The following is a 23,394-nucleotide window of genomic DNA, read 5'->3' as shown; positions in this document are numbered from 1 at the left end:
GCGGAATCCTTAGTCTTCGAAAGCGGTGAGGGGAGGGCAGGAGCAGACCAGGTTACGGTCTCCAGCGGCGCCGTCGATGCGGCCGACCGGCGGGAAGTACTTGTCCTGTCGGGGTGAGTGCACGGGGAAAGCGCCCTGCTCGCGCGGGTACCGGCGCTCCCACTCGGAGGTGACGACGGCGGCAGCGGTGTGCGGTGCATTGCGCAGGGGCGATTCCCCGATAGTGAAATCGCCGCTGGCGACCTGCTCCATTTCCTTGCGGATGGTCACCATTGCTTCGATGAAGCGGTCGATTTCCGCGAGGTCCTCTGACTCGGTCGGTTCCACCATGAGCGTTCCCGCCACGGGGAAGGACAGCGTGGGGGCGTGGAACCCGAAGTCGATGAGGCGCTTGGCAACGTCCTCGGCCGTGACTCCCGTGCGGTCTGTGAGTTCGCGCAGGTCCAGGATGCACTCGTGCGCAACGAGTCCGCTTTCGCCGGTGTAGAGGACCGGGAAGTGCTCGTTCAACCGGGCGGCAATGTAGTTCGCTGCCAGGAGGGCGGACTTGGTGGCTTCGGTGAGGCCCTGGCCGCCCATCAGCTTCACGTACGCCCAGGAGATCGGCAGGACGCCCGCGGAACCGAAGCGGGATGCGGAAATCGCAACGCCGTGTCCGGCTTCATGCGCAGACTTGTTCGCGTCGCCCGGCATGAACGGCGCAAGGTGCGCCTTTGCAGCCACCGGGCCCACACCGGGACCGCCGCCGCCGTGCGGGATGCAGAAGGTCTTGTGCAGGTTCAGGTGGGAGACGTCGCCGCCGAACTTGCCTGGCTGGGCGAGGCCGACGAGCGCGTTCAGGTTTGCGCCGTCGACGTAGACCTGTCCACCGGCCTCGTGCACCGCATCGCAAACTTCGCGGACGTCGGCGTCGTACACGCCGTGGGTGGACGGATAGGTGATCATGATCGCGGAGAGTGCATCCCGGTGGGCTTCGATCTTCGCCCGGAGGTCCCCGTGGTCGATGGTGCCGTCCGAAGCCGTGGCCACCACAACGACCTTCATACCCGCGAGAACGGCGGAAGCAGCGTTCGTGCCGTGCGCGGACGCAGGAATCAGGCAGACGTTGCGCTGGCCCTCGCCGCGGGAAGCGTGGTAACCGCGAATAGCAAGCAACCCGGCGAGCTCACCCTGTGAACCGGCGTTGGGCTGGATCGAGACCTGATCGTACCCGGTGATCTCAGCGAGGTCGGCTTCGAGTCCGTCGATCAGCTCGCGCCAGCCTTCGGTCTGGGAATCCGGGGCAAAGGGGTGGATGGAAGCGAACTCCGGCCAGGAGATGGCCTCCATTTCAGCGGTGGCGTTCAACTTCATCGTGCAGGAGCCCAGCGGGATCATGGTTCGGTCCAGCGCGAGGTCGCGGTCCGAAAGCCTGCGGATGTAGCGCAGCAGCTGGGTCTCCGAGCGGTGCGTGTTGAAGACCGGGTGCTGAAGGTATTCCGAGGTGCGCACCGCGGCGGCGGGCAGCTCGAAGCCCGCGGCTTCCCTTACCTGACCGGCACCGAAGGCGGCGGACACGGCGGAGAGGATTTCCGGCGTCGTCGTTTCATCGACCGAGATGCCGACGGTGTCGGCGTTGACGAGGCGCAGGTTGATGCCGCGGGATTCGGCAGCGGAGACTACCTTGGCGGCGTCGCGCGGTACGCGGACGGTGAGGGTGTCGAAGAAGGAGTCGCTCGTCAGTTCCCAGCCGGCGGCCTTCAGGGTGGTGGCGAGCGCACGGGTGTTGCTGTGGACGTTCTGCGCAATGGCTTTCAGTCCGTCCGGGCCGTGGTAGACGGCGTAGAAGGAAGACACGATGGCCAGCAGTGCCTGCGCGGTGCAGATGTTCGACGTGGCCTTTTCGCGGCGGATGTGCTGCTCGCGGGTCTGGAGGGCCAGGCGGTAGGCGGTAGCACCGGCGTTGTCCTTCGAGACGCCGACGATGCGGCCTGGGAGGGTGCGTTCCATGCCGTCGCGCACGGCCATGTACGCGGCGTGCGGTCCGCCGAAGAACAGCGGAACACCGAGGCGCTGGGTGGAACCGACGGCGACATCCGCTCCCTGCTCACCCGGAGGGGTGATGAGCGTCAGTGCGAGGAGGTCAGCGGCGACCGTGACCAGCGCACCGCGCTCCTTCGCTTCTGCGATGACGGAGGTCTGGTCCCAGACACGGCCGGAGACGCCCGGCTGCTGGAGGACGACGCCGTTGATGTCGCCTTCCGGGAGTCCCTGCGAGAGGTCAGCGACCTCAACCTCGAATCCGAGCGCCTCTGCGCGGCCGAGGACGATGGCAATGGTCTGGGGGAGGCAGCCCGCGTCGAGAACCGTTTTGCCGTCCTTGACGGCCTTGTTCTTGTTGGCCCGGCGCATGAGCAGCACGGCTTCGGCCACCGCGGTGGCTTCATCGAGAAGGGAAGCGTTGGCCACCGGTAGGGCAGTGAGATCCTGCACCATGGTCTGGAAGTTGAGCAGCGCCTCGAGCCGGCCCTGCGAGATTTCGGGCTGGTAGGGCGTGTAGGCCGTGTACCAGGCGGGCGCCTCGAGGATATTGCGGCGGATCACTGCCGGCGTGACGGTGTCGTAGTAGCCCTGACCGATCATCTGGACGGCGGTCTTGTTCCTGCCGGCAAGCCTTCGCAGCTCGGCCAGCACCTGGACTTCGCTGAGCGCGTTGTCCAGCCCGAGCGGGCTTTCCTGACGAATGGAGTCGGGAACCGCACTGTCAACGAGGCCGTCGACGGTGTCATAGCCAACAGCCTTGAGCATCGTGTCGATGTGGTCCTGGCGGCGCGCACCGATGTGGCGGTCTGCGAACGTGGGGACGAATGACTGGACTGTCATATGAGGAACTCCATAACTCAGGTGGCGCAAAACACCACGATGACTTGGGTTCCTCCCCGCTCTGTATTGGACCTGAGAGTTTCCGTTTTTCCTGATGTTCTCAGGATCCACTTGCACCGTCGGTGAGCCCGGTTTCCCGGACTGCTTTCCAGAGTTGCCTCGCCGCGGCGGTACGTGGGCCTGAGAGATTCCTGGGGAGGATTTGCTCCTACGGCGCCTGCTGAACGTACCGGCAGGACTCTCCCGCCGCGGATCGAAAGCGTGCGTCACTGACAGGTGACGCGATTCACAGACTACCGGTTGGTTGAGTCTTCACGCAACTCCTGTACGACTGGGTCCGTCTAGTTCAGTGACTTCTCTACGTCAGCCAGTTCTGTACGCTCCCAGAGGGCAGTCTCGTATCGATGGCCAGCGGCACTAGCGCTCGATGCCGCATCCACTGCCTCCCTGAACTTCAACAACCGAAGTCGCCGCTCTTCCTCGGCAGCAGGACTTGTTGTGCTCAAAACTTTGCTCCTTTCTATCGCATGGTGGAAACGAAGTTCCGCTCGGTGGGTGTACGCTAGGTCACACCGAAACTACGTAACGAACAGTTTGACACGCTTCAGGCAGTTCGGTTGGCGCGTCGGTCCGGTTAGTACGGGAGCGTGAATGATGGACGGAATCAAGGTAACCGTCAATGGCAAAGTCCGGGACTGCAGCGGAACAAACCCCCACATTCGATTACTCGACTGGTTGCGGGATGAAGGGCTTACGGGCTCGAAGGAAGGCTGCGCTGAAGGGGAATGCGGTGCCTGCGCCGTCCTCGTAGCCCGCCCGGACGGATCCGATCGCAGCCGATGGACCTCGGTCAATGCGTGTCTCCCGCCGGCAGTGGCCTTCGACGGCCAGGAAATCGTCACCGCTGAGGGTCTCGGGAACGTCTCTGATGCGTGCACGCCGGAGGACCTCCACCCCGTGCAGCGCGAGATGGCGGAGCGCGGCGGCTCGCAGTGTGGCTACTGCACCCCGGGATTTGTCTGCTCGATGGCTGCTGAATATTACCGACCGGAGCGCTCGCCCGCGCAGGAAGACAAGGAAACGGGAACCGCCGTCGTCGGTGAAGAGCACGCAACTGACCACGAATGCGGCCCCAACGGGTTTGACCTCCATGCGCTCAGCGGGAACCTGTGCCGCTGCACCGGCTACCGGCCGATCCGCGACGCTGCTTACGCGCTCGAAACACCTTCGGGCTCGGATCCGCTGCTCGAACGGCAGAACCGGCCCGCCCCCGCGCCGCAGCACACCCGTGTCAGCGGTGAATCGGAGTTTATCCGTCCGCAGTCGCTCGATGAGGTCCACCAGACATTGCGCGAGAACTCGGACGTGAAGCTGGTTGCGGGAGCGACCGACCTCGGCGTTGAGGTTAATCTGCGGCATTCCCGCCCGCCGCTGGTCCTCGCGATTGATCGGCTGGAGGAACTCCGGGCGCTGACGTTCGACGCCGATTCCATCGAGATCGGCGCCGCGCTGACACTCTCTGAAGTCGAGCGGGCACTCGACGGCCGCGTCCCGCTGTTGGGTTACCTTTTCCCGCAGTTCGCCTCCCGGCTGATCCGTAACGCCGCGACCTTCGGTGGGAACCTCTCCACGGGTTCGCCCATCGGCGACTCCGCGCCGGTTTTCCTGGCGCTCGACGCAAGAATTGTCCTCTCCTCCACAGACGGAGAGCGCGAAGTTCCGTTGTCCGAGTACTACACCGGCTACCGCCAGAGTGTTCGTCAGCCGCACGAAATGCTCCGCGCTATTCGCATCCCGTTGCCGCTCGCCGAAAGCACCGCGTTTTACAAGATCGCGAAGCGGCGCTTCGACGACATCTCAAGTGTGTCCGTGGCCATCGCACTGCAACTCAGCGGCGGCGTCGTAACCTCCGTGCGCATCGGACTCGGCGGTGTGGCAGCGACGCCAATCCGCGCTCTCGCGACGGAAGAGGCGCTCGTCGGTCAACCCTGGACGTCGGACACGGTGGCCGCCGCCGCCGTCGTCATGGCGGGTGAAGGAACGCCGATCGATGACATGCGGGCCAGCTCGCTGTACCGCTCGGCGATGCTGAGACAGGCGCTGCTGAGATTCCATGCTGAGAACGCTGAAGATCTGGAGGTGGCCAAGTGAAGTCGCTGTCGGATCGCCCAGTAAACCCCGTGGTCGGTGTCCCCGTATCCCACGAAAGCGCCGCAGCCCACGTCACCGGTACGGCTCTGTATACGGATGACCTGGTTGTCCGCAGCTCGAACGCGCTGCATGCCTGGCCGGTTCAGTCGGCGCATGCTCACGCCCGCATAGCTGGCCTGCGCACCGAGCCCGCGCTGGAGGTTCCGGGCGTCGTCAGGGTACTAACGGCGACGGACGTTCCAGGCGTGAACGACGCCGGGATCAAGCATGACGAACCGCTCTTCCCCAGCGAAGTGATGTTCTACGGCCACGCCGTGTGCTGGGTGCTGGGGGAGTCGCTAGAAGCCGCGCGCCTCGGCGCGGAGGCGGTGGAGGTCGATTACGAGCCGTTGCCGTCGTTGATCACTGTTGAGGAAGCCATCGCGGCCGAGAGCTTCCAGGGGAACCGCCCGACGGTTGCTCGCGGCGAGCCGGACAAGGCGCTCGAGGATGCAGCGCACCGGTTCAGTGGCGAGTTCCAGTTCAGCGGGCAGGAGCACTTCTACCTGGAAACGCACGCATCGTTCGCCTACATCGACGAGTCCGGGCAGGTGTTCATCCAGTGCAGCACCCAGCACCCCTCCGAGACGCAGGAAATCGTGGCGCACGTGCTGAACCTATCCAGTCACGACGTCACAGTGCAGTGCCTCCGCATGGGCGGCGGATTCGGCGGCAAGGAGATGCAGCCGCACGGCTTCGCGGCCATCGCGGCGCTCGGCGCCACGCTTACCGGCAGGCCCGTCCGGCTGCGGCTGAACCGCACCCAGGACATCACCATGTCCGGCAAGCGCCACCCCTTCCACGCCACGTGGGAGGCAGGGTTCGACGACGACGGTCGCCTCCAGGCGCTGAAAGCCACCCTCACGAGCGACGGCGGTTGGAGCCTCGACCTCTCCGAACCTGTGCTGCAGCGGGCGTTGTGCCACATCGACAATGCCTACTACATCCCGAACATCGAGGTGAACGGCCGGATCGCGAAAACCAATAAGACGTCGCAGACGGCGTTCCGAGGCTTCGGCGGTCCGCAGGGGATGCTCGTGATCGAGGATCTACTTGGCCGGTGCGCGCCGTTGCTGGGGCTGGATCCGAGTGAGCTTCGTCATCGTAATTTCTATGAGCCCGGGCAGAGCACGCCGTACGGGCAGCCGGTGCGGCACGCCGAACGCCTTCAGGCGATCTGGCAGTCACTCTCGGACCGTGCGGACGTTGCCCGGCGCCGCGAGGAGATCGCGAAGTTCAACGCCTCGCACCCGAATGTGAAGCGGGCGCTAGGCTTGACCCCGGTGAAGTTCGGCATCTCCTTTAACCTGACCGCGTTCAACCAGGCCGGCGCGCTGGTGCACGTGTATAAGGACGGGTCGGTGCTCATCAACCACGGCGGCACGGAGATGGGCCAGGGCCTGCATACCAAGATGCGGCAGGTTGCGGCGACTGCGCTGGGGGTGCCGCTGTCCTCCGTCCGGCTCGCGCCAACGCGGACGGACAAGGTGCCCAATACGTCGGCGACGGCGGCCAGCTCCGGAGCGGACCTCAACGGCGGTGCGATCAAGAATGCGTGCGAGCAGATCAGCGAACGGCTGGCGGAAGTGGCCGCGCGGAAGCTGAACATCCACCCCGACGATGTCCGGTTCGATGACGGAAAGGTCACCGGCATCGGCTTCCATGATTCGGCGATGACCTTCGCGGAGTTGGCACGTGACGCGTACTTCCAGCGAGTTTCCCTGTGGGCGGCCGGGTATTACCGGACGGAAGGACTGCACTGGGACAGCGCCCGCATGCAGGGCGAACCGTTCAAGTACTTCAGTTACGGCGCGGCGCTCGCCGAGGTGGAAGTGGATCGCTTCACGGGTGCTTACCGCCAGTTGCGCACAGACATAGTGCACGACGTCGGCGACAGCCTCTCTCCGATGATCGACGTTGGGCAGATTGAGGGCGGTTTTGTGCAGGGCGCGGGCTGGCTGACGCTCGAGGATCTGCGCTGGGATGCATCCGACGGCGCCAACCGCGGCCGGATCACCACGCAGTCCGCCAGCACCTACAAGTTGCCGAGTTTCTCCGAGATGCCCGAGGAGTTCAACGTGCACCTGTTCGAGCGGGCGACCGAGAGCGGTGTGGTCTATGGCTCGAAGGCCGTCGGTGAACCGCCGCTGATGTTGGCATTCAGCGTGCGGGAGGCTCTTCGGGAGGCGGTCGCCGCCTTCGGGCCCGGTGATGTCGAAGTGGAGCTCGCAAGCCCGGCCACCCCGGAAGCGGTGTTCTGGGCGATCGAGCGGGTGTCCGCGCCGTCGTCGTCCTCTTCTTCCTCGGGTTCCGGTGACCTTGTCACGTCCACGAGTTCAGCGCAGTGACATGGACTGGCTGGAGGCTTTGCAACGCCTGAGGTCAACGGGACAGCCAGGTGTGCTGGCGACCGTGTCCGAAGTGCGTGGGCATTCGCCCCGGGAAGCCGGGGCGAAGATGCTAGTGGGGTCGTCGTCGAGTTGGGGGACCATCGGCGGTGGGAACCTTGAGGCGACCGTGATCGATCGGGCGCGGGAGATGATGGCGGGCGGCGTTTCAACTGCCGAGAACGTCGAGTTTTCGCTCAGCGAGCACGCGGTGACGCAGCACGGGAGGCAGTGCTGCGGCGGGAAGGTTCGGGTGCTGCTGGAGCCGTTCCTGTCGTTGCCCACGGTGGCGGTGTTCGGCGTCGGGCATGTGGGGTATGAGCTCGGGAGGGTGCTCTCGCGGCTGCCGATGAACCTGTACCTGGTGGACAGCCGCGCCGAGCAGTTGCTGCCCGAGCGACTTGCGGATGTGACTTCTGGTGTGGCGACCGTGCACCCGGTGCATACGCCGGTGCCGGACTCGTTCCTGGGTGAGTTGCCGGCCGGTGCGCACGTGTTCATCATGAGCCACGATCACTCCGAGGATTTTCTGCTGTGCGATGCCGCGTTGCGGCGGGGGGATCTTGGGAGCGTCGGGCTGATCGGCTCGAAGGCGAAGTGGTCGCGGTTCCGGCAGAAGCTGGCGGCGGAGGGGTATGGCGAGCAGGAGATCGGGCGGATTCAGTGCCCGATCGGGCTGCCGGATGTCACTGGGAAAGCACCGGCGGTCATCGCCGTGAGCGCGGCGGCGGACCTGCTGAAGCGGCTTTCTGGGCCTTCATCGACTCAACCAAATTAGATGGTGCAGCCCGGCGCGTTGTCAACTTCAGGCCGATTCACCGGGGCTTGTAAACGCTGGACCGATGTTCGATGCGATGAACGTACAAGATGTGCTCTTCGACATCGAGGGTGATCAGCACACGGTAGTCACCACGGCGTGAGGTACGCATACCTAGGAGTTCATTCGTGAGGGGTTTGCTCAGCCTGTGAGGATTATCGGCCAGGACTCGGGTGACGAATTCGACGATTGCGGCGGCAGCCTTTTCCGGCAGCTGACGAAACCCCTTCAATGCGGGACTGGTGACTTCGATTTTCCATCGGCCGGGACCGTTCGATGGTGCCTCACTCACCGGGTGGCAGCCCTAACTCACGGCGCAGTTCGTCGCCGCTGACTGTGTTGCTTTCCGCGATGTCCCGTCTGGCCTGCTCCAGATCTTCTCTTATGCCCGGCTGCGAGAGCCAGAAGATGGTTTCCTGCAGAGATTCCAGATCGTCAGCGGACATCAGGACGGCCGACGGATGCCCGTGCCTAGTGATTTGGATGATCTCGTGCGTCCTGTCCGCTTCATCGACCAAAGACGAGAGTTTGTCTTTTGCTTCACTCAGCGGCACCGTTTTCATTCTCCTATTCTAGCCTGAAGTTCGGCTAATTTGGGCTGACAATTTTCGATGCCTGGAGGCTCCACGCACTGAAGGTCCCGCAGCGTCCCGAAGTGATACGGGACCGGGTGCGGCAGATGATGGCGGGCCGCAACTGCGGCGGCTGTCTCCGCCGGATTCCGGCCGCCGGGCTCACGGTAGCGGATGTTCAGGCGGGGACAACCTGCACTCGCGGAAGCTGCTCGAATAGGGGCTTCGCAAACCAGTAGCCCTGGAACAAGCGGATGCCCCCGGCCGCCAGGTGCCTGAACTCCGCCTCCGTCTCGACGCCTTCTGCAAGAACCGTCATGCCGAGCGCCCGAGCCATTGCCAGAATGCCGGTCACCACGGCTTGGCGGGACGGACTGCTGTCGATGCCCCGGACGAGCTTCATGTCTATCTTGATGAGGTCAGGCTGAAACTCGACCAGTAGCCCCAACCCGGCGTGTCCGGCACCGAAGTCATCGATGGCGGTGGTGAAGCCGTGCTTGCGGTATTCGGTGACGATGTTGGTGAGGTGAGCGGTGTCCACAACCTCCTCGTTCTCCGTGAACTCGAACATGATTGACGACGTCGGGAAGCTGTATCGCTCTGCCGCCAGGAGGGTCGCCCGGAGGCAAGCGGCGGGTTCGTAGACCGCATTCGGCATGAAGTTGATGGACAGCTTCAGATTTTCGCCAGCAGGAAACAGCCGCGATGCCAGTTCGATTGCCTTGACCCGGCAGTCCTGGTCGAAGCGGTACTTCTGCTCTGCGGAAACCCTGGACAGGACGTCGAAGGCGCCCTCGCCCGATACGCCTCTGACGAGCGCCTCATATCCCCACACGCGATGCTCAACCGCATCATAGATGGGTTGGAAGGCCATGCTGAAGTCAAAGTCGAGTTTCGATGATGGCGCGCAGCCGTTACATGCCATGCAGAATGGCCCCCTCACTGGTCCCGTCCACAATAAGACACCCACAGGACATGGGATCCCACAGCCGCTTATAACGTGTCATGGATTTTCTGTTCGGCACGGCATGCCAGTCCCGGCGCACGCGCTCAATCACGCGCTGTCCAGCATGGCTCTCCTGGCAGCCGTGCGCTCAGCCCACTCCTCGCACTCGGTCTCAAGCGGTCAAGCATCAATCGACAGCGCAACCGTCACCCTGTCGCCGTCGTCAATCCGTTCGTCTTTCCTCACGAAGTCCTTGATCGGCACAATGTAGCCGCCGTTCTTGGGAAACAGGGACGTGGTCCAGGTGGTGCCGCCGATCGTCACCGACGCCGGGATCATCCCCCAGCCGTAGCTGACGATCTTCGACACCGCCCGGATCTCCACGCACTGGAGGTCCGGCACCGTCACAAAGTGATACGGTGCCGGACCCCTCCAGTACCAGATCTCGCCCTCGAAGCTCAGCTCCACGGGGCAAGCCTAAACCGGTTCAAGCGGTGGGAAGGGTTACCCGCCCATCCAGATCGTGATCGGGCCGCGCGCAAAGTAGACGAGGAACCCGGCTGCCACCACCCAGAGGAGCGGATGGATCTTGCGGGCCTTCCCGGAGGACGCCCGGATGATGACCCAGCTGATGAAGCCGGCGCCGATGCCGTTGGCGATCGAGTAGGTCAGCGGCATGGTCACGATGGTGAGGAACGCGGGCAGCGCGATGGAGAAGTTCCGGAAGTCGATCTCGCGGATCTGCGCCACCATCATGGCACCGACGACGACGAGAGCTGCCGCCGCTACCTCCAGCGGCACCACTGCCGTCAAAGGAGTGAAGAACATGGCGGCCAGGAAGAGAGCTCCCGTCACCACTGAGGCAAGGCCGGTCCGTGCACCTTCACCGATGCCGGAAGCGGAGTCGATGAACACGGTATTGGACGAGGCCGACGTCGCGCCGCCGGCAACCGCACCCACGCCCTCGATCACCAGGGCGGACTTCAGGCGCGGGAAGTTGCCGCGCTTGTCCGTCAGGCCCGCCTGCTTGGCCAGCCCGGTCATGGTGCCCATCGCGTCGAAGAAGTTCGTAAACACGAGCGTGAACACCAGCATGGTCGCAGCGAGGATGCCGATGCGGTCGAAGGCTCCGAAGAGATCGAACGCTCCCACCAGGCTGAAGTCCGGCAGGGAAACGATGTTCGAAGGGATGACCGGGGCGTTGAGGTGCCACCCGGCCGGGTTGTCCGGACCGCCGGCGCCCAGCCGCAGCGACATCTCGACGATGATCGCGATAACGGTCGTGACGACGATGCCGATCAACAACCCGCCCTGGACCTTCCGGGCGATCAGGATGCCCATGGTCACGAGGCCGATGATGAAGACGAGTGTCGGCACGGTGGTGATGGAGCCGCCGTCGCCCATTTGAACCGGCGGGCCGCCCTCGGTACGGGTGACGAAGCCGGAGTCCACGAAGCCGATGAAGGCGATGAACAGACCGATGCCCACGGTGATCGCGGCCTTGAGTTGCCGTGGGACGGCGTTGAAGATGGCAGTTCGCGCACCGGTGACAGCGAGTAGGACTATCAGTAGGCCGTTGATGACCACCAGCCCCATGGCTTCGGGCCAGGTGACATCACCGACCACCGAGACGGCGAGGAACGAGTTGATTCCCAGCCCGGCGGCGATGCCGAAGGGCAAATTCGCGACCACACCGAAGAGGATGGTCATGACGCCGGCGGTCAGCCCGGTGACGGCGGCAATCTGTGTGGCTTGAAGCCAGCCGCCTTCCACGTCGAGTGCAGCGGCGTCCGGGCTGAAGCCGCCGAGAATCAGCGGATTCAGGATAACGATGTACGCCATGGTGAAGAACGTGACAAAGCCGCCACGGACCTCGCGGCTGTTCGTCGAACCGCGTTCGGAGATCTTGAAGAACTTGTCGAGCGGACTGAGAGTCCCGGGTTGTACGGGCCGGCGGACGGGGCGGGAACCTCTGGGTTCAGGGTGGCCGCCGGTCTCGGTGAGGATTGCCATGGCGTTCTCCCTAGTAATCCACGCGCGCGGCGAGAGTGCTCCACGCGTCGAACGGTGAGGAAGCTGTGACAGTCGCCGAGGGAGTCATTAGGTATTGACGCACCGGCATTGATCGCTTCTCGACCGGGGTGGCGAAGTAGTCGTAGAACACGGCGTCGTCGAATCCGGCCTTGGCGGCGTCGTTGCGGTCGGCTGCGAATACGACGGCCTCCACCCGTGCCCAGAGCGCGGCCGAAAGGCAAAGCGGGCACGGCTCGCAGCTTGTGTAGAGGGTGCTGCCGGATAGGTCGAAGGTTTCTAGCGCTGTGCAGGCGTTGCGGATAGCCATCACTTCCGCGTGCGCCGTTGGATCGTTGGTGGCGGTAACCCGGTTGGCTCCTTCGAAGGCCCGACCGTCGAGCGTCACGATGAGCGCACCGAACGGGCCGCCGGAGTTGTGGACGTTATCAGTGGCCAGGGAAATTGCCCTGGAGAGGAACTGCTCTTCTTTGGTGGTGGTAGTCACGGTGATTCTCCCGAACGTGGGGCAGCAATCACTCGAGTCCACGGGCGCCAACGATTCAGCGGTGTTCTGCGACCAGACTGCTGCGGGGTATGGGGATTTGCAGGTCCACCTGGTAGATAGCTCCGATTGGAGCCCGCCGTTGGCTTCGTTGTACGACGTTAGCAGTCTAATGTGACTTGGGCCATAGTTTCGATGAAACTTTCTTTTCATCCAGCGGAATTACTCTCCCAATGCTGGGTCACATTCCGACACGACATGCCGCAGGGCGCCCGGGCTCCCCGGTTCGGGAGCAATCGGCTGTCAAAATTTTCTCGGAAGTACAGCAAATTTGAGAGGTCCACACATGAGTGCCCAAGACAACACAGCAGCCCGCCTGAAGGCCATCGTCCAGGTCCTGGCGGAAGAGCCCGGCACCCCGGTGAAGGGTAGCGATGTGCTGGCAGCCGCGGTTGCCCGGATGCCGCTCAGCGCGTGGGAAAGCGAAGTCCTCAGCGGCGGCGTTGCACGCGGCGTGAAGCGTCTGTCCGCAGCGACAGCCACGCTGGTCAAGGAAGGCCTGATCCTGAAGGGCCGCACCGGATGGACCATCACCGAAGAGGGCTCCCGCTATGCAGCCGCGCCGGGCGCCGTGGCGCTCGCCGGTAACTTCGGCCACCGACTGGGTGCCGAGGACTGGGCACCCGCAGCCGACCAGGTGCAGATGGCGTACAGCCCCGTATCCCAGAGCTGGGAACTGACCGCGCAGCTGCCCGCTGGCACTTACGAGTTCAAGGTCGCCATCGACCGCTCCTGGGAAGAGAACTACGGTGCGTTCGGCATCAGCAATGGAGCAAACCACGTACTGCAGCACGACGGCGGTGTGGTCACCTTCCGCTACGACCACCGCTCAAAGGACGTGGAAGTGACCGTCCTGGACGGCGCGCTGGTCTAGCTCTCCTCAGGCTCTAGCTTTCCTCGTCGCCGGGCTCGCGGGCCGGGTTCTCCCGGCCCATTTCGTCCCAGTGGCCTGAGTTGTCGGCGGCTTCTTCCGGTTTGTCTCCGGGTTGGTCGCCGCCGACGAAGGCCGCAGGGACAGCGCCGGCCGCGTGCGTTCCCTGCTCCTCGCGGATGTTTTCAGCGTCTCCTGCGCGCGGATCAGGTTCCAGGACCGCCTCGCGGCGGTCGTCGTCGTGCGCTTGGGTACCGTCAGTGGTGTTGTCCGTCATGAGGGCGATCCTTTCACCCTTGCGGTGGGCGCGCTAGCGTAGCCGTACTCCGGCACATGGATGCTTGAGTATCCGCCTACACACCGGAAAGAGAGCTGTCATGTCTGTGCTGCCCACGGCCGAATTGCATCTGCACATTGAAGGGACGCTCGAGCCGGAGTTGATCTTCGCACTCGCCGGGCGCAACGGTATTGAGCTGCCCTATTCGGACGTTGAGGAGTTGCGCCGGCAGTACCAGTTTGCGGATCTGCAGTCCTTCCTCAACCTTTACTACGGCAACATGGCTGTCCTGCAGACGGAGCAGGACTTCGCGGACATGACGCGGGCGTACCTCGCCCGCGCTCAGGCAGCGGGCGTTCGGCACGCCGAAATCATGATGGATCCGCAGGCGCACCTATCCCGCGGCATTTCGCTGGCCACCTGCGTCAACGGTGTCGCGTCGGCGCTTGCGGGCAGCGAGGAGGAGTTCGGCATCAGCACCGAACTCATTGCCGCGTTCCTTCGTGATGAACCCGCGGAGGAAGCGCTCGCCGTGCTCGAACAGTTGCTGGCGATGGAGGCTCCGATCATCGGGATCGGGCTGGATTCCGCGGAGGTGGGGCATCCTCCGCGCGACTTCGTTGCCCTCTATGAGCGGGCACATGAGGCGGGGCTGAAGTGCATCGCGCACGCGGGAGAGGAAGGACCGCCGGAGTACATCCGGGAGGCGCTCGATCTGTTGAAGGTGGCGCGGATCGATCACGGCATCCGGTGCATGGAGGACGAGGAACTGGTGCAGAGGCTTGCCGCCGAGCAGACACCGCTGACGGTCTGCCCGCTGTCGAACGTGCGCCTGCGCGCTGTCGATACCCTCGCCGATCACCCGCTGCCCCGCATGCTTGAGCGGGGGCTGAACGTCTCGGTGAACTCGGATGATCCCGCCTACTTCGGCGGATATGTGGACGACAACTTCATCCAGCTGCAGTCAGTCTTCAGTTTCGACGACGACCAGCTCGCGCAGCTTGCCGCGAATTCCGTGCGGTCCGCGTTCATCACAGACGCGCGGCGCAGGGAGCTTCTTGCCGAGATAGAGGCGTGGCGGGCTGAGCGGCCTTAGCCTGTTTGCATGACGCTCAGGCCAGAACGTCCTTGGTGCTGAACCGGCCGTAGGCCAGGGCGCCGAACACCACCACGTAACCAATCTGAAGCAGGGCGTTCGCGGCGAACGAGTCCCACACAATCGGATCCCGCAGCAGGTCCGCGAAGCCCAGCCAGTACTGCGTCAGCAGCCACGGGTGAATCCACTCGAGCTGCGGAAGCTGCCCCATCACCTGGCTGACGACGGACGCCACGACGGTCGCGGCCATCGCGCCCACCGGAACGTCGGTGAGCGTGGACATGAAGAGCCCTACGGCGCACAGTCCGAGCAGCGACAGCGTCACGTAGAGGCACACCAGCGCAATGCGCAGCAGCGCTTCCGGCACGCCGATGCTGGTGCCGGAGAGCAGGGTCACCGGCCCGATCGGAAACAGCAGCGCTCCCATGAGGGTGCCGACTATCGCTACCGTGAAGGTCGCAGCCAGACAGAAGACGACGGCGCCCACATACTTCACTGCCAACAACCGCCCCCGTGCCACGGGAGACATGAGCAGGTACCGCAGGGTGCCCGTGCTTGCTTCACCCGCGACGGTGTCACCCGCAACCACTCCGACGGTCAGCGGCAGGAACAGCGGGATCGCAACGATGGTCGCGACGACGGCAACGAAGAGCCCGTTCTGGCTCACCTGATCGAGGAATGCGGGCCCTCGCCCGGGTGACGGACCGGAGGACAACCTCACGGCAACGGCGATCAGCACCGGTATGGCCGCGAGTGCAGCCAGCAGCGCCCAGGTGCGGCGGCGGCGGAACAAAACGGACAGTTCGGACGCCAGGAAACGTCCCCCGGCACTCTTGCGGGGTGCTGAAACAGCTGTACTACTGGACAACGTCGAACCCCTCCCCGGTGAGCGCAACAAACAGATCCTCGAGCCCGGCCTGGTCCACGCTGAACCCGTTCACCCGCACGTCCGCCTCGACCAGCTCGCGCACCACCCGGTCCGGTGCCAGCCCCGCGGGAAGCAGCGCGGTGACGCTATGCGCGCCGGAGGAGGCGCCGTCGTCGTTGGGTGTTGTTCCCAACCGGCGGAGCACAGCGGAAGTCTGGGTCACATCGGGCGTGTTCACACGGATGCGCGGCTCGCCGGAGCGGCGCAGTTCATCGAGGCTGCCCTGCGCCACGAGCGAGCCGGCGCTGAGCACCGCGGCGTGGGAGCAGATCTGCTCGACCTCCGTCAGCAGGTGGCTTGACACGAAAACGGTAGTGCCTTCCTCGGTGAGGGAGCGCACGAGGTGCCGGACTTCGCGGGTGCCCTGCGGGTCAAGGCCGTTGGTGGGCTCGTCCAGGACGATCAGGTCGCGGTGCGTGAGGAGCGCGTTGGCGATGCCGAGACGCTGCTTCATCCCGAGCGAGTAGCGGCCTACCTTTTTGCCGGCGGCCTGCGAAAGCCCCACCCGTTCGAGTGCGGTCTCAACACGTTGCCGGCGTGTGGAGGGGGAGACGTAGCGGTCAGCGGCGTCGAGGCGGAGGAGGTTCGCGGTACCGGAGAGGAAGGGGTAGAAACCCGGGCCCTCCACGAGCGCGCCGACCCGGGGGAGTACCTCCTGCAGAGCTCGCGGGATGTCTTGCCCGAGTACCCGGACCTCCCCGGACGTTGCTGACGCGAGGCCGAGCAGGATGCGGATAGTGGTGGTCTTTCCGGAACCGTTGGGGCCGAGGAAACCGAACACTGATCCGCGCGGCACCGCGAGATCGATGCCGTTGACCACGTCCCGGCCGCCCAACCGCTTGGTCAGGCCTGCTGTCTCGATGACGAGGTCGGCGGCCCCGCTCACTGTCCGGAAGCTACTGCCTGCAGGCGTTCAACGGTGACGGAGCCGGCGAGGATGCGGCCGTCGTCAGTGATGAGGACGTTCACCAGCGCGGTGGACAGGAGCTGACCGCCGTCGACTGCTGTGCTGAGCTGCATCAGTTCCGCTGGAATCTCCTGCTGACCGGCAGGAACAACGACGACGGCGTCCCATCCTTCGCCTACCACTGTCGGCTTTTCTGCAGCTTCCTTGTCAGCGTGCTCGCGCTGGTGCTCGGCTTTGTGATCGCCTGGATCCACCTCGGTGACCGTTGCGCCTTCCGGCGGGGTGAAGGCGAACAGTTCTGCTGACGGTTCCTCGTAGCTGATTTCGGTGAACGTGGAGCTGTACGCCGGGTCGGTGGAGCCGGCGGCAGCGACGGTGACCCCGAGGGCAAGGCCGGTTTCGCCGTCGACTGCGATGCTGACCGAACCCACGAGGGTCTCGGTGGAGCGCGGAGTCAGCACGAGATCGTAGACGGCACGCCCGGCGACCATGCGGTCCGAGCCGACGGTGACCTCGGTGGACGGGTCGATCTTCTCGAGGAAGTGGGCGGCGACGTCGTTCGGGGCGGACGTGGCGCCGTCGGGCTTTTCATGGTCATCAAGCGTCGCGTGAATGGCCTCGTTCTCATCCGAGTCGTAGTACCAGAGGTCATCTCCGTTGCGGACGACGTTGCGTTCTTCAAGCGGATCGAGCACCTGAAGGCGGGCCTGATCAGGACCATTGACGAAAACCTGGGCGGTGTGGGATCCGTTGATGAGCCCCATGGCGGCGCTGGCCGGGGAGGGTTCGCCGCCGTCGTCGTTAGTTGTTCCGCCTGTTGTCCCGCCGCCAGGACTCATCGCGCCGAGAGCGGAGAGGTCCGGAAGGCCGAGGTTTGAGCTTTGTTCCACGGTGCCGGAGAAGGCGTCAGCGTCTTTCTCCTGGAGCAGCGCGAGGACTTCGGCGGCGGTCTTGTCAGGAAGATCAACCGCCGCGTTGGCGGTGAAGGGGGCCACGAGCGCTGCGGCGCCCACCGCCCCGGCGGCAACGACTGCCGGCGTCCACTGACGCCATGATTTTCGCCCTGTACGAGTCATTGCGAACTTCCTCGTTCTGGTGGTGGTTCTGGGATGCGGTCCTGCGCGCCACGCTACACCCGTAACCTGAGAATTGCGTTGGAGTTTCCGCCCTTCTCCACCCGGAAGTTTTGTGCAGGTCCGGTGGGTCGAGGGCGTCGTGAAGTCGCCATAAATGCGCAAAAGTTCCGGGTTCAGCTAGCGTGAACAACCATGGACAACGAGACGCAAGGACGCGTCGACGCGACCGCCCGCCCCAACCCGCATTCAGTGACGCTGCGGTTCCTGGCCGCACCGACGGACCTTGGGCACAGCGGCTCCGTGGACGCAGGCACTGTGCTGGAGTGGGTGGACAAAGCGGCCTATGCGGCGGCCGTCGGCTGGGCCAAGAGCTACTGCGTGACGGCGTACGTGGGGAACATCCACTTCGCGGACCCGGTGAACATCGGCGACATGGTCGAGGTCGAAGCGACAATCGTCTACACCGGTAGGTCCTCGCTGCACATCCGGACCGTCGTCTCCTCGGGCGAGGTCAAGGGCGGCGCGGCAACGATGCGCAGCCAGTGCCTCGTGATTTTTGTTGCCGTGGGGCCGGACGGCAAGCCTGTACCGGTGCAACAGTTTGTGCCCGTAACAGCTGTGGAAACAGAGCTTCGTGACCAGGCGGTTGCCCGGATAGAAGTACGGGATTCGATCGTCGCCGCCATGAGCGGGCAGCAATATACCGACGCCGGAACCGCCGAGCGCGTCACGCTGCGTTTCCTTGCGGCGCCGACGGACGTGAACTGGGGCGGCAAGGTTCACGGCGGAACCGTCATGGACTGGATCGACGAAGCGGCCTACGTCTGCGCCACGCGCTACTGCGGCCAGGACACGGTGGCGGTCTTCTCCGGCGGCGTGCGATTCTACCGGCCGCTGTTGATCGGAGACCTGGTCGAGGTGGAAGCACGCCTCGTGTACACGGGAAACAAGGGCATGCACATTGCGGTGCACGTCCGCTCCGGCAAGCCCACGGGACGGGACATGCAGCTGACCACCTACTGCCTCACGGTAATGGTGGCCCGGGATGAGACGGGCACCGCCGTCCCCGTTCCGCAATGGATTCCGGTCTCGGACGAGGACAAGCGACTCGCTGCGCACGCCCGTGAACTGCTCGAAATCCGGGGCCGGGCGCCGGGGAGCAGCCTTCCGAGCCACCTGTCCGGATAGCGCTGCCGATCGGGCAGGCATCAACCATTCGGTTGATCTGCACATCAACCGACGGACAAGCCGCGAATCAACCGGCCTCCCGATGTAAGCACACCCGAACTGGCCGAGAGTTGAAGAGGCAACAAATGCCGAAACTGCAACTCGAAACCAGATCGGAAGAAGTGATACGGGATGTATCTAGCTCTGCGGGATATCCGCTTTGCCAAGGGCAGGTTCGCCCTGATGGGATCGGTGGTGGCGCTGATCAGCCTGTTGCTGGTGATGCTCTCCGGTCTCACGGCAGGGCTGGCCAACCAGTCGACGTCGGGCATTGAGCAGCTGAACGCTACGACCATCGCGTTCGGCGCCCCGTCCGGTAACGAACCCAAGGCTTCCTACACCGAATCACAGGTCACCTCCGAGCAGGTGAACGCATGGGTGCAGGCTGACGGAGTGAGCCATGCAGAACCGCTTGGCATCACGCAGACCCGGCTGGAGTCCGGCGGGACCGCCAACGTGGCAGTTTTCGCTGCCGATCCCGAGGGAGAGCTCGCGCCCGCGGGCTTGGAGCGCGGCGAGGCAGTCATCAGCGCACAGGTTGCCGAAGATCTCGATATTGCCGTCGGCGACACGGCAGCCATCAGCGGCACTGAGCTGACCGTCACCGGGATCATCGAAGACCAGTGGTACAGCCATACCCCCGTGGTGTGGACCACCCTGGCGGACTGGCAGGACCTTGCCCACTTGTCGGATCCGGACGTCGTCGGCACTGTGATCACAGCAAATTACGACGACGCTTCCCAGGCGACTCCGCTCGCTGACATTGACGCCGCCGCAGACACGGTCAGTATGACAAAGACAGGCAGCTTCTCCGCACTGGGTGCGTTCTCCTCGGAGAATGGCTCGCTGACGATGATGCAAGGGTTCCTCTATGGGATCTCCGCGCTCGTGATCATTGCTTTCCTCACGGTCTGGACGGTCCAGCGGACCAGGGACATCGCCGTGCTCAAGGCGCTCGGCGGCTCCAACGGCTATGTGCTGAAGGACGCCATGACACAGGCCGCCCTCGTGCTGCTCGCCGGTGCAGCGCTCGGCGGTGGGCTGGGCGTCATTGGGGGACTGTTTGCCGCGCAGGCCGCGCCCTTCCTCACCACCGCAGCCACAACGGTATTGCCCATCACCGGCGTCGTCCTGCTCGGGCTGGCCGGATCCGCGTTGGCCGTGCGCCGGGTGACCAAGGTCGACCCGCTGATCGCGCTCGGCGGGAACTAACCAGCCGGCACCGGCTCATACCACTCATCAGTTCAGTGAAGGACATGCCATGAACACCACCCCCAGCCCGGCCCTCACCATGCAGGGCGTCACCCTTGAATACCCAGACGGCGAGAACGGAACGCTCAAAGCGCTCGACAGCGTGAACCTGACCGCCGAGGCAGGAACCGTCACATCGCTGGTCGGTCCATCCGGCTCAGGAAAGTCCAGCCTCCTGGCCGTGGCAGCAACTTTGATCCGGCCGACCAGCGGGTTGATCACCATCGACGGGACTGACGTTACGGCCCTGGATGACAAGCATCGAACCACGCTGCGCCGCGAAAACATCGGCATCATCTTCCAGCAACCGAACCTGCTTCCCTCGCTGACCGCCGTCGAACAGTTGGTGATCGGAGAGCACCTCCGTGGAAACGCCGGCAAACGCGCTACCTCCCGCGCCATGGAGATGCTCGACGTCGTTGGCCTCTCCGATTCCGGCGGACGGCGCCCCCACCAGCTCTCCGGAGGGCAACGCCAGCGGGTCAACATAGCCCGCGCCCTGATGGGCCAGCCGACAGTGCTGCTCGTCGATGAACCTACCGCAGCGCTGGACAATGAGCGCTCGGAGTCCATCGTGCGGCTGCTGTGCCGCATCACGCGTGAATTCAATGTGGCCACTGTCATGGTCACTCACGACACCGAGTTCGTGCCCCTCACCGACGCCGTTGCCAGCATGCGTGACGGCCGCCTCACCGATTCCCGGCTCATCGCGGCCTAAGTTCGACAACCTCATCTCAGCCACTACTTACAGGAGAAAGAAGCACCATGGACACCATCCTGAACATCCTCCACGTCGCTACGGCCGTTTTCATCATTGGTCCGATGGCCATACTCCCGATGACCGCTCTGCGCACCATCCGCACTGGGGCGGCCAGCCAGGTGACGACGCTCGCGAAATCGACTGCGCTCTTCACCTACCTGTCTCTAGCCGTGGCCTTTTTCGGCTTCGGGGTGCTGGGAATGGCGGACCCGCAGTACGACCTCTCCGTCACCACCCCGTGGGTGATGGCGTCACTGATCCTCTACGTCATCGCCTTCGCGCTGAATCTTGTCCTCGTTGTTCCCGGTCTGCGGAAAGCAGCTCACACCATGAGCGTGAACGGTGGTCGCGGCGCCACCTACCCGGCGGTTGCCGCCGGATCAGGTACGGTCGCGCTCCTGCTCCTTGCCACTGTTGTCCTCATGGTGTGGAAGCCCTGACCGATAGCGGTCAGCCGATAGGGTTGAGCGATGCGTCACTATACGGCGGAAAGCTATGTTCGGATGCCGTGGAAAAATGGCGCCGGCTTCACTACTGAGGTGGCGCGCTCCGGCCCGGTGGAAGGGTACGACTGGCGGCTCTCCATAGCCGACATCGCCACCGACGGGCCGTTCTCCTCCTTTCCGGATTATTGGCGAGTCATCACGGTGCTTGAAGGTGCCGGGATGCACCTGACGGTGGATGGTCAGCCAAGTGAAGCGCTGGGTCCCTTCGAAGCCTTCACGTTCGACGGCGCCGGCAGGACTGAATGCGCGCTGGTTGGTGGCCCTATTCGAGACTTCAACCTGATTTACCGGAAGTGCCGCATAGACTCCCGGCTCACCTGGGTCGAATTATCGAATGCGCAGCACCTGGTCACGGACGCGCCGACGATCCTCATCTTCGCTGCGGCGGGACAGGCGGCACTTAGATGCTCCCAGGGAAGTGGACTTCTACTCGGCGAGCAGGAACTCGCAAGAATCGAGAACGGCACCGGCGCGATGCTCTCCCTCGATATCGAGGGAGAGCGCGGCGGTCACGCTGCTGTCATCGAGCTATGGACCCGGGAGGGCGAAGGCGGGAGTCTGCCGGAGGGTTAGTAGCTCACCGTGGGTCCATCGCCGTCGGCAGCGGGTACAAATTGAGCAGCGAGGGCCTCAGATCCCCTTGCCAGCAGGGCAACGTCAGCGCCGACCAGGATAAAACCGGCGCCGGCGTCCATGTAGTGTCGAGCGGTGTCGGGATTGAAGGCGTTCACACCGGCAGGCTTGCCGGCCTTCTTCGCCGCATCAAGACAGCGTTCGACGGCGGCGCGCACCTTCGGATGCTCCTGCTGGCCGAGTAGCCCCATGGAAGCGGCGAGGTCGGCGGGACCCATGAAAATGGCGTCGACGCCCTCCACCGCCAGGATGTCCTCCACAGCTTCAACAGCTGCTGCGGACTCGATTTGAACCGCCACGCTGACCGTTTCCCCGGCCCGGGCAAGGTAATCGGGAACGCGGTTCCAGCGGGCCGCCCGCGCCAGTGCCGAGCCAACGCCGCGCACACCCTCCGGCGGGTACCGGGTGGCAGCCACAGCGGCCTCGGCCTCGGCCGCCGAATGAACCATGGGGATGAGTAGGTTTTGCACGCCGAGGTCCAGGTATTGCTTGATCAGGACAGTGTCATTCACGGGTGGCCGCACCATGGTGTGCACCGGGTAGCCGTGGATGGCCTGGAGCTGGGCGAGGATTGTCTCCAGGCTGTTCGGGCTGTGCTCGGCGTCAATCAGGATCCAGTCGAGGCCCGCTCCCGCGCACAGCTCGGCGATCAGCGGGCTACCGGAACAAACCCACATGCCGGCGAGCGGACGCTCGGCCGTAGCCATCACGTCGCGGAAAGTGGCGGTTAGTGGAAGTGGCATGTCACAGCTCCAAGTGGCCCGTAGTCGGCGTGCACGGTATCGCCCTTATGAACCCAGAGCGGACGGGTGAAGGAGCCGGCGAGAATGATGTCTCCGGCTAACAGACTGTCTCCGTGGGCGGCGATCTTGTTCGCCAGCCAGTGGACGCCCGCGGCAGGATGGTCCAGAACGCCGGCTGCTACGCCGGTTTCCTCCACCGTCTGGTTCTTGTAGAGGATGGCGGAAACCCAGCGAAGGTCGACGGCGTCGGGTTTCACCGGACGGCCGCCCACCACCATCGCGCCCATCGCGGCGTTGTCGGAGATGGTGTCCACGATGGTCCGGCCCTCCATCTCTATCCGGGAGTCCAGGATCTCGAGGGCCGGAACCACATAGTCCGTTGCATTGAGCACGTCGAAAATGGTGCAGCCGGGGCCCTTCAGCCCGTCCTTCAGCACGAACGCGAGTTCCACCTCAACACGTGGATGGGTGTACTTGTCCCACTCCACCGAGCACCCGGTCTCCAGCACCATGTCATCGAAGATGGCGCCGTAGTCGGGCTCTGTGATTCCGGTAGCGGTCTGCATGGCTTTGGACGTGAGACCGATCTTGCGGCCTACGAGTTTGCGCCCGGCTTCCTCGTTGCGGCGCCGCCACAATTGCTGGACAGCGTAGGAATCCTCCACCGTCATGTCCGGGTAGCGGGCGGTCAGCAGGGGAACCGGGGTGCGGCTGCGGCCGGCTTCCACGAGTTCGTCGGCAATGGCCTCGATTGTTGCGTGATCCATCAT

At 64.3% G+C, this 23,394-nt stretch carries 23 protein-coding genes and 1 riboswitch; of the genes, 10 read left to right on the top strand and 13 right to left on the bottom strand.

The genetic code is table 11. The features are described from left to right. Positions 1-9: 9 nt before the first annotated feature. Entirely contained in the window at positions 10-2,862 is a 2,853-nt protein-coding gene (gene gcvP, locus ACZ2GY_RS15995) for an aminomethyl-transferring glycine dehydrogenase (protein ID WP_471672452.1), read from the bottom strand. Between the two features lie 158 nt (positions 2,863-3,020). Further along, positions 3,021-3,118: riboswitch (glycine riboswitch) on the bottom strand. A gap of 398 nt (positions 3,119-3,516) precedes the next feature. Between gcvP and ACZ2GY_RS15990 the strand changes: the two genes are divergently transcribed. Genes ACZ2GY_RS15990 through xdhC form a run of 3 tightly spaced genes read left to right on the top strand, consistent with a single transcriptional unit; the run spans position 3,517 to position 8,217 of the window. Beyond that, the gene (locus tag ACZ2GY_RS15990) at positions 3,517-5,013 is read left to right on the top strand and encodes a xanthine dehydrogenase small subunit (protein WP_471673609.1); all 1,497 of its coding nucleotides are present in this window, start codon (positions 3,517-3,519) and stop codon (positions 5,011-5,013) included. Next, positions 5,010-7,400, top strand: a complete 2,391-nt coding sequence (gene xdhB, locus ACZ2GY_RS15985; RefSeq protein ID WP_471672451.1) for a xanthine dehydrogenase molybdopterin binding subunit — start codon at positions 5,010-5,012, stop codon at positions 7,398-7,400. Before ACZ2GY_RS15990 ends, xdhB begins: the two co-directional genes overlap by 4 nt. Position 7,401: 1 nt before the next feature. Beyond that, positions 7,402-8,217: a xanthine dehydrogenase accessory protein XdhC gene (gene xdhC, locus ACZ2GY_RS15980; protein WP_471672450.1), complete on the top strand. Its 816-nt coding sequence runs from the start codon at positions 7,402-7,404 to the stop codon at positions 8,215-8,217. A gap of 37 nt (positions 8,218-8,254) precedes the next feature. Here xdhC and ACZ2GY_RS15975 read toward each other — a convergent pair whose 3' ends face one another. The 6 genes from ACZ2GY_RS15975 to ACZ2GY_RS15950 form a co-directional block, all read right to left on the bottom strand. Then, on the bottom strand, positions 8,255-8,548 hold the full coding sequence (locus ACZ2GY_RS15975) for a type II toxin-antitoxin system RelE family toxin (RefSeq protein WP_471672449.1): 294 nt from the start codon (positions 8,546-8,548) through the stop codon (positions 8,255-8,257). Continuing rightward, entirely contained in the window at positions 8,541-8,819 is a 279-nt protein-coding gene (locus ACZ2GY_RS15970) for a type II toxin-antitoxin system Phd/YefM family antitoxin (protein ID WP_277357537.1), read from the bottom strand. The genes ACZ2GY_RS15975 and ACZ2GY_RS15970 overlap by 8 nt, the downstream gene beginning before the upstream one ends. 187 nt (positions 8,820-9,006) lie before the next feature. Then, a complete protein-coding gene (locus tag ACZ2GY_RS15965; protein WP_471672448.1) occupies positions 9,007-9,702 on the bottom strand; it encodes an EAL domain-containing protein in 696 nt (231 codons plus the stop codon). A gap of 252 nt (positions 9,703-9,954) precedes the next feature. After that, positions 9,955-10,242 carry a DUF1905 domain-containing protein gene (locus ACZ2GY_RS15960; protein WP_471672447.1) on the bottom strand — a complete coding sequence of 96 codons (288 nt, stop codon included), beginning with the start codon at positions 10,240-10,242 and terminating at the stop codon, positions 9,955-9,957. A 36-nt stretch (positions 10,243-10,278) separates the two neighbouring features. Next, a complete protein-coding gene (locus ACZ2GY_RS15955) occupies positions 10,279-11,787 on the bottom strand; it encodes an NCS2 family permease (RefSeq protein ID WP_471672446.1) in 1,509 nt (502 codons plus the stop codon). A 10-nt stretch (positions 11,788-11,797) separates the two neighbouring features. Next, the gene (locus ACZ2GY_RS15950; protein ID WP_471672445.1) at positions 11,798-12,292 is read right to left on the bottom strand and encodes a nucleoside deaminase; all 495 of its coding nucleotides are present in this window, start codon (positions 12,290-12,292) and stop codon (positions 11,798-11,800) included. Between the two features lie 343 nt (positions 12,293-12,635). On the opposite strand from ACZ2GY_RS15950, the gene ACZ2GY_RS15945 reads away from it, so the two are divergent. Continuing rightward, positions 12,636-13,223: a pullulanase X25 domain-containing protein gene (locus ACZ2GY_RS15945; RefSeq protein WP_471672444.1), complete on the top strand. Its 588-nt coding sequence runs from the start codon at positions 12,636-12,638 to the stop codon at positions 13,221-13,223. Positions 13,224-13,236: 13 nt separating this feature from the next. On the opposite strand, the gene ACZ2GY_RS15940 is transcribed toward ACZ2GY_RS15945, so the two are convergent. Then, the gene (locus ACZ2GY_RS15940; protein WP_277357531.1) at positions 13,237-13,497 is read right to left on the bottom strand and encodes a hypothetical protein; all 261 of its coding nucleotides are present in this window, start codon (positions 13,495-13,497) and stop codon (positions 13,237-13,239) included. Positions 13,498-13,597: 100 nt separating this feature from the next. Here ACZ2GY_RS15940 and ACZ2GY_RS15935 point away from each other — a divergent pair, with 100 nt between their 5' ends. Beyond that, complete coding sequence (locus ACZ2GY_RS15935) at positions 13,598-14,593, top strand: adenosine deaminase (RefSeq protein WP_471672443.1); 996 nt, start codon at positions 13,598-13,600, stop codon at positions 14,591-14,593. A gap of 16 nt (positions 14,594-14,609) precedes the next feature. On the opposite strand, the gene ACZ2GY_RS15930 is transcribed toward ACZ2GY_RS15935, so the two are convergent. From ACZ2GY_RS15930 to ACZ2GY_RS15920, 3 genes are read right to left on the bottom strand one after another with little or no spacing between them, the layout of a single operon-like run. Then, positions 14,610-15,461, bottom strand: a complete 852-nt coding sequence (locus tag ACZ2GY_RS15930; RefSeq protein ID WP_471672442.1) for an ABC transporter permease — start codon at positions 15,459-15,461, stop codon at positions 14,610-14,612. Then, on the bottom strand, positions 15,451-16,407 hold the full coding sequence (locus ACZ2GY_RS15925) for an ABC transporter ATP-binding protein (protein WP_471672441.1): 957 nt from the start codon (positions 16,405-16,407) through the stop codon (positions 15,451-15,453). The genes ACZ2GY_RS15930 and ACZ2GY_RS15925 overlap by 11 nt, the downstream gene beginning before the upstream one ends. Beyond that, positions 16,404-17,504 carry a LolA family protein gene (locus ACZ2GY_RS15920; protein WP_471672440.1) on the bottom strand — a complete coding sequence of 367 codons (1,101 nt, stop codon included), beginning with the start codon at positions 17,502-17,504 and terminating at the stop codon, positions 16,404-16,406. The genes ACZ2GY_RS15925 and ACZ2GY_RS15920 overlap by 4 nt, the downstream gene beginning before the upstream one ends. 192 nt (positions 17,505-17,696) lie before the next feature. On the opposite strand from ACZ2GY_RS15920, the gene ACZ2GY_RS15915 reads away from it, so the two are divergent. From ACZ2GY_RS15915 to ACZ2GY_RS15895, 5 genes are all read left to right on the top strand, one after another. Further along, positions 17,697-18,692, top strand: a complete 996-nt coding sequence (locus ACZ2GY_RS15915) for an acyl-CoA thioesterase (protein WP_471672439.1) — start codon at positions 17,697-17,699, stop codon at positions 18,690-18,692. A 171-nt stretch (positions 18,693-18,863) separates the two neighbouring features. Continuing rightward, on the top strand, positions 18,864-19,943 hold the full coding sequence (locus ACZ2GY_RS15910) for an ABC transporter permease (protein WP_471672438.1): 1,080 nt from the start codon (positions 18,864-18,866) through the stop codon (positions 19,941-19,943). Between the two features lie 49 nt (positions 19,944-19,992). Then, a complete protein-coding gene (locus ACZ2GY_RS15905; RefSeq protein ID WP_471672437.1) occupies positions 19,993-20,700 on the top strand; it encodes an ABC transporter ATP-binding protein in 708 nt (235 codons plus the stop codon). 47 nt (positions 20,701-20,747) lie between these two features. Next, on the top strand, positions 20,748-21,182 hold the full coding sequence (locus ACZ2GY_RS15900) for a DUF2269 family protein (protein WP_277357523.1): 435 nt from the start codon (positions 20,748-20,750) through the stop codon (positions 21,180-21,182). A gap of 63 nt (positions 21,183-21,245) precedes the next feature. After that, positions 21,246-21,821, top strand: coding sequence for a HutD/Ves family protein (locus tag ACZ2GY_RS15895; protein WP_471672436.1), 576 nt, complete (start codon positions 21,246-21,248; stop codon positions 21,819-21,821). On the opposite strand, the gene ACZ2GY_RS15890 is transcribed toward ACZ2GY_RS15895, so the two are convergent. Together ACZ2GY_RS15890 and hpaH are read right to left on the bottom strand one after the other, a co-directional pair. Continuing rightward, a complete protein-coding gene (locus tag ACZ2GY_RS15890) occupies positions 21,818-22,624 on the bottom strand; it encodes an HpcH/HpaI aldolase family protein (RefSeq protein WP_471672435.1) in 807 nt (268 codons plus the stop codon). The genes ACZ2GY_RS15895 and ACZ2GY_RS15890 overlap by 4 nt on opposite strands. Continuing rightward, the gene (gene hpaH / locus ACZ2GY_RS15885) at positions 22,609-23,394 is read right to left on the bottom strand and encodes a 2-oxo-hept-4-ene-1,7-dioate hydratase (protein ID WP_471672434.1); all 786 of its coding nucleotides are present in this window, start codon (positions 23,392-23,394) and stop codon (positions 22,609-22,611) included. The genes ACZ2GY_RS15890 and hpaH overlap by 16 nt, the downstream gene beginning before the upstream one ends.

This window comes from Arthrobacter sp. KKT183, from assembly GCF_055657625.1.
This window is presented reverse-complemented; position numbering and strand designations above follow the sequence as displayed.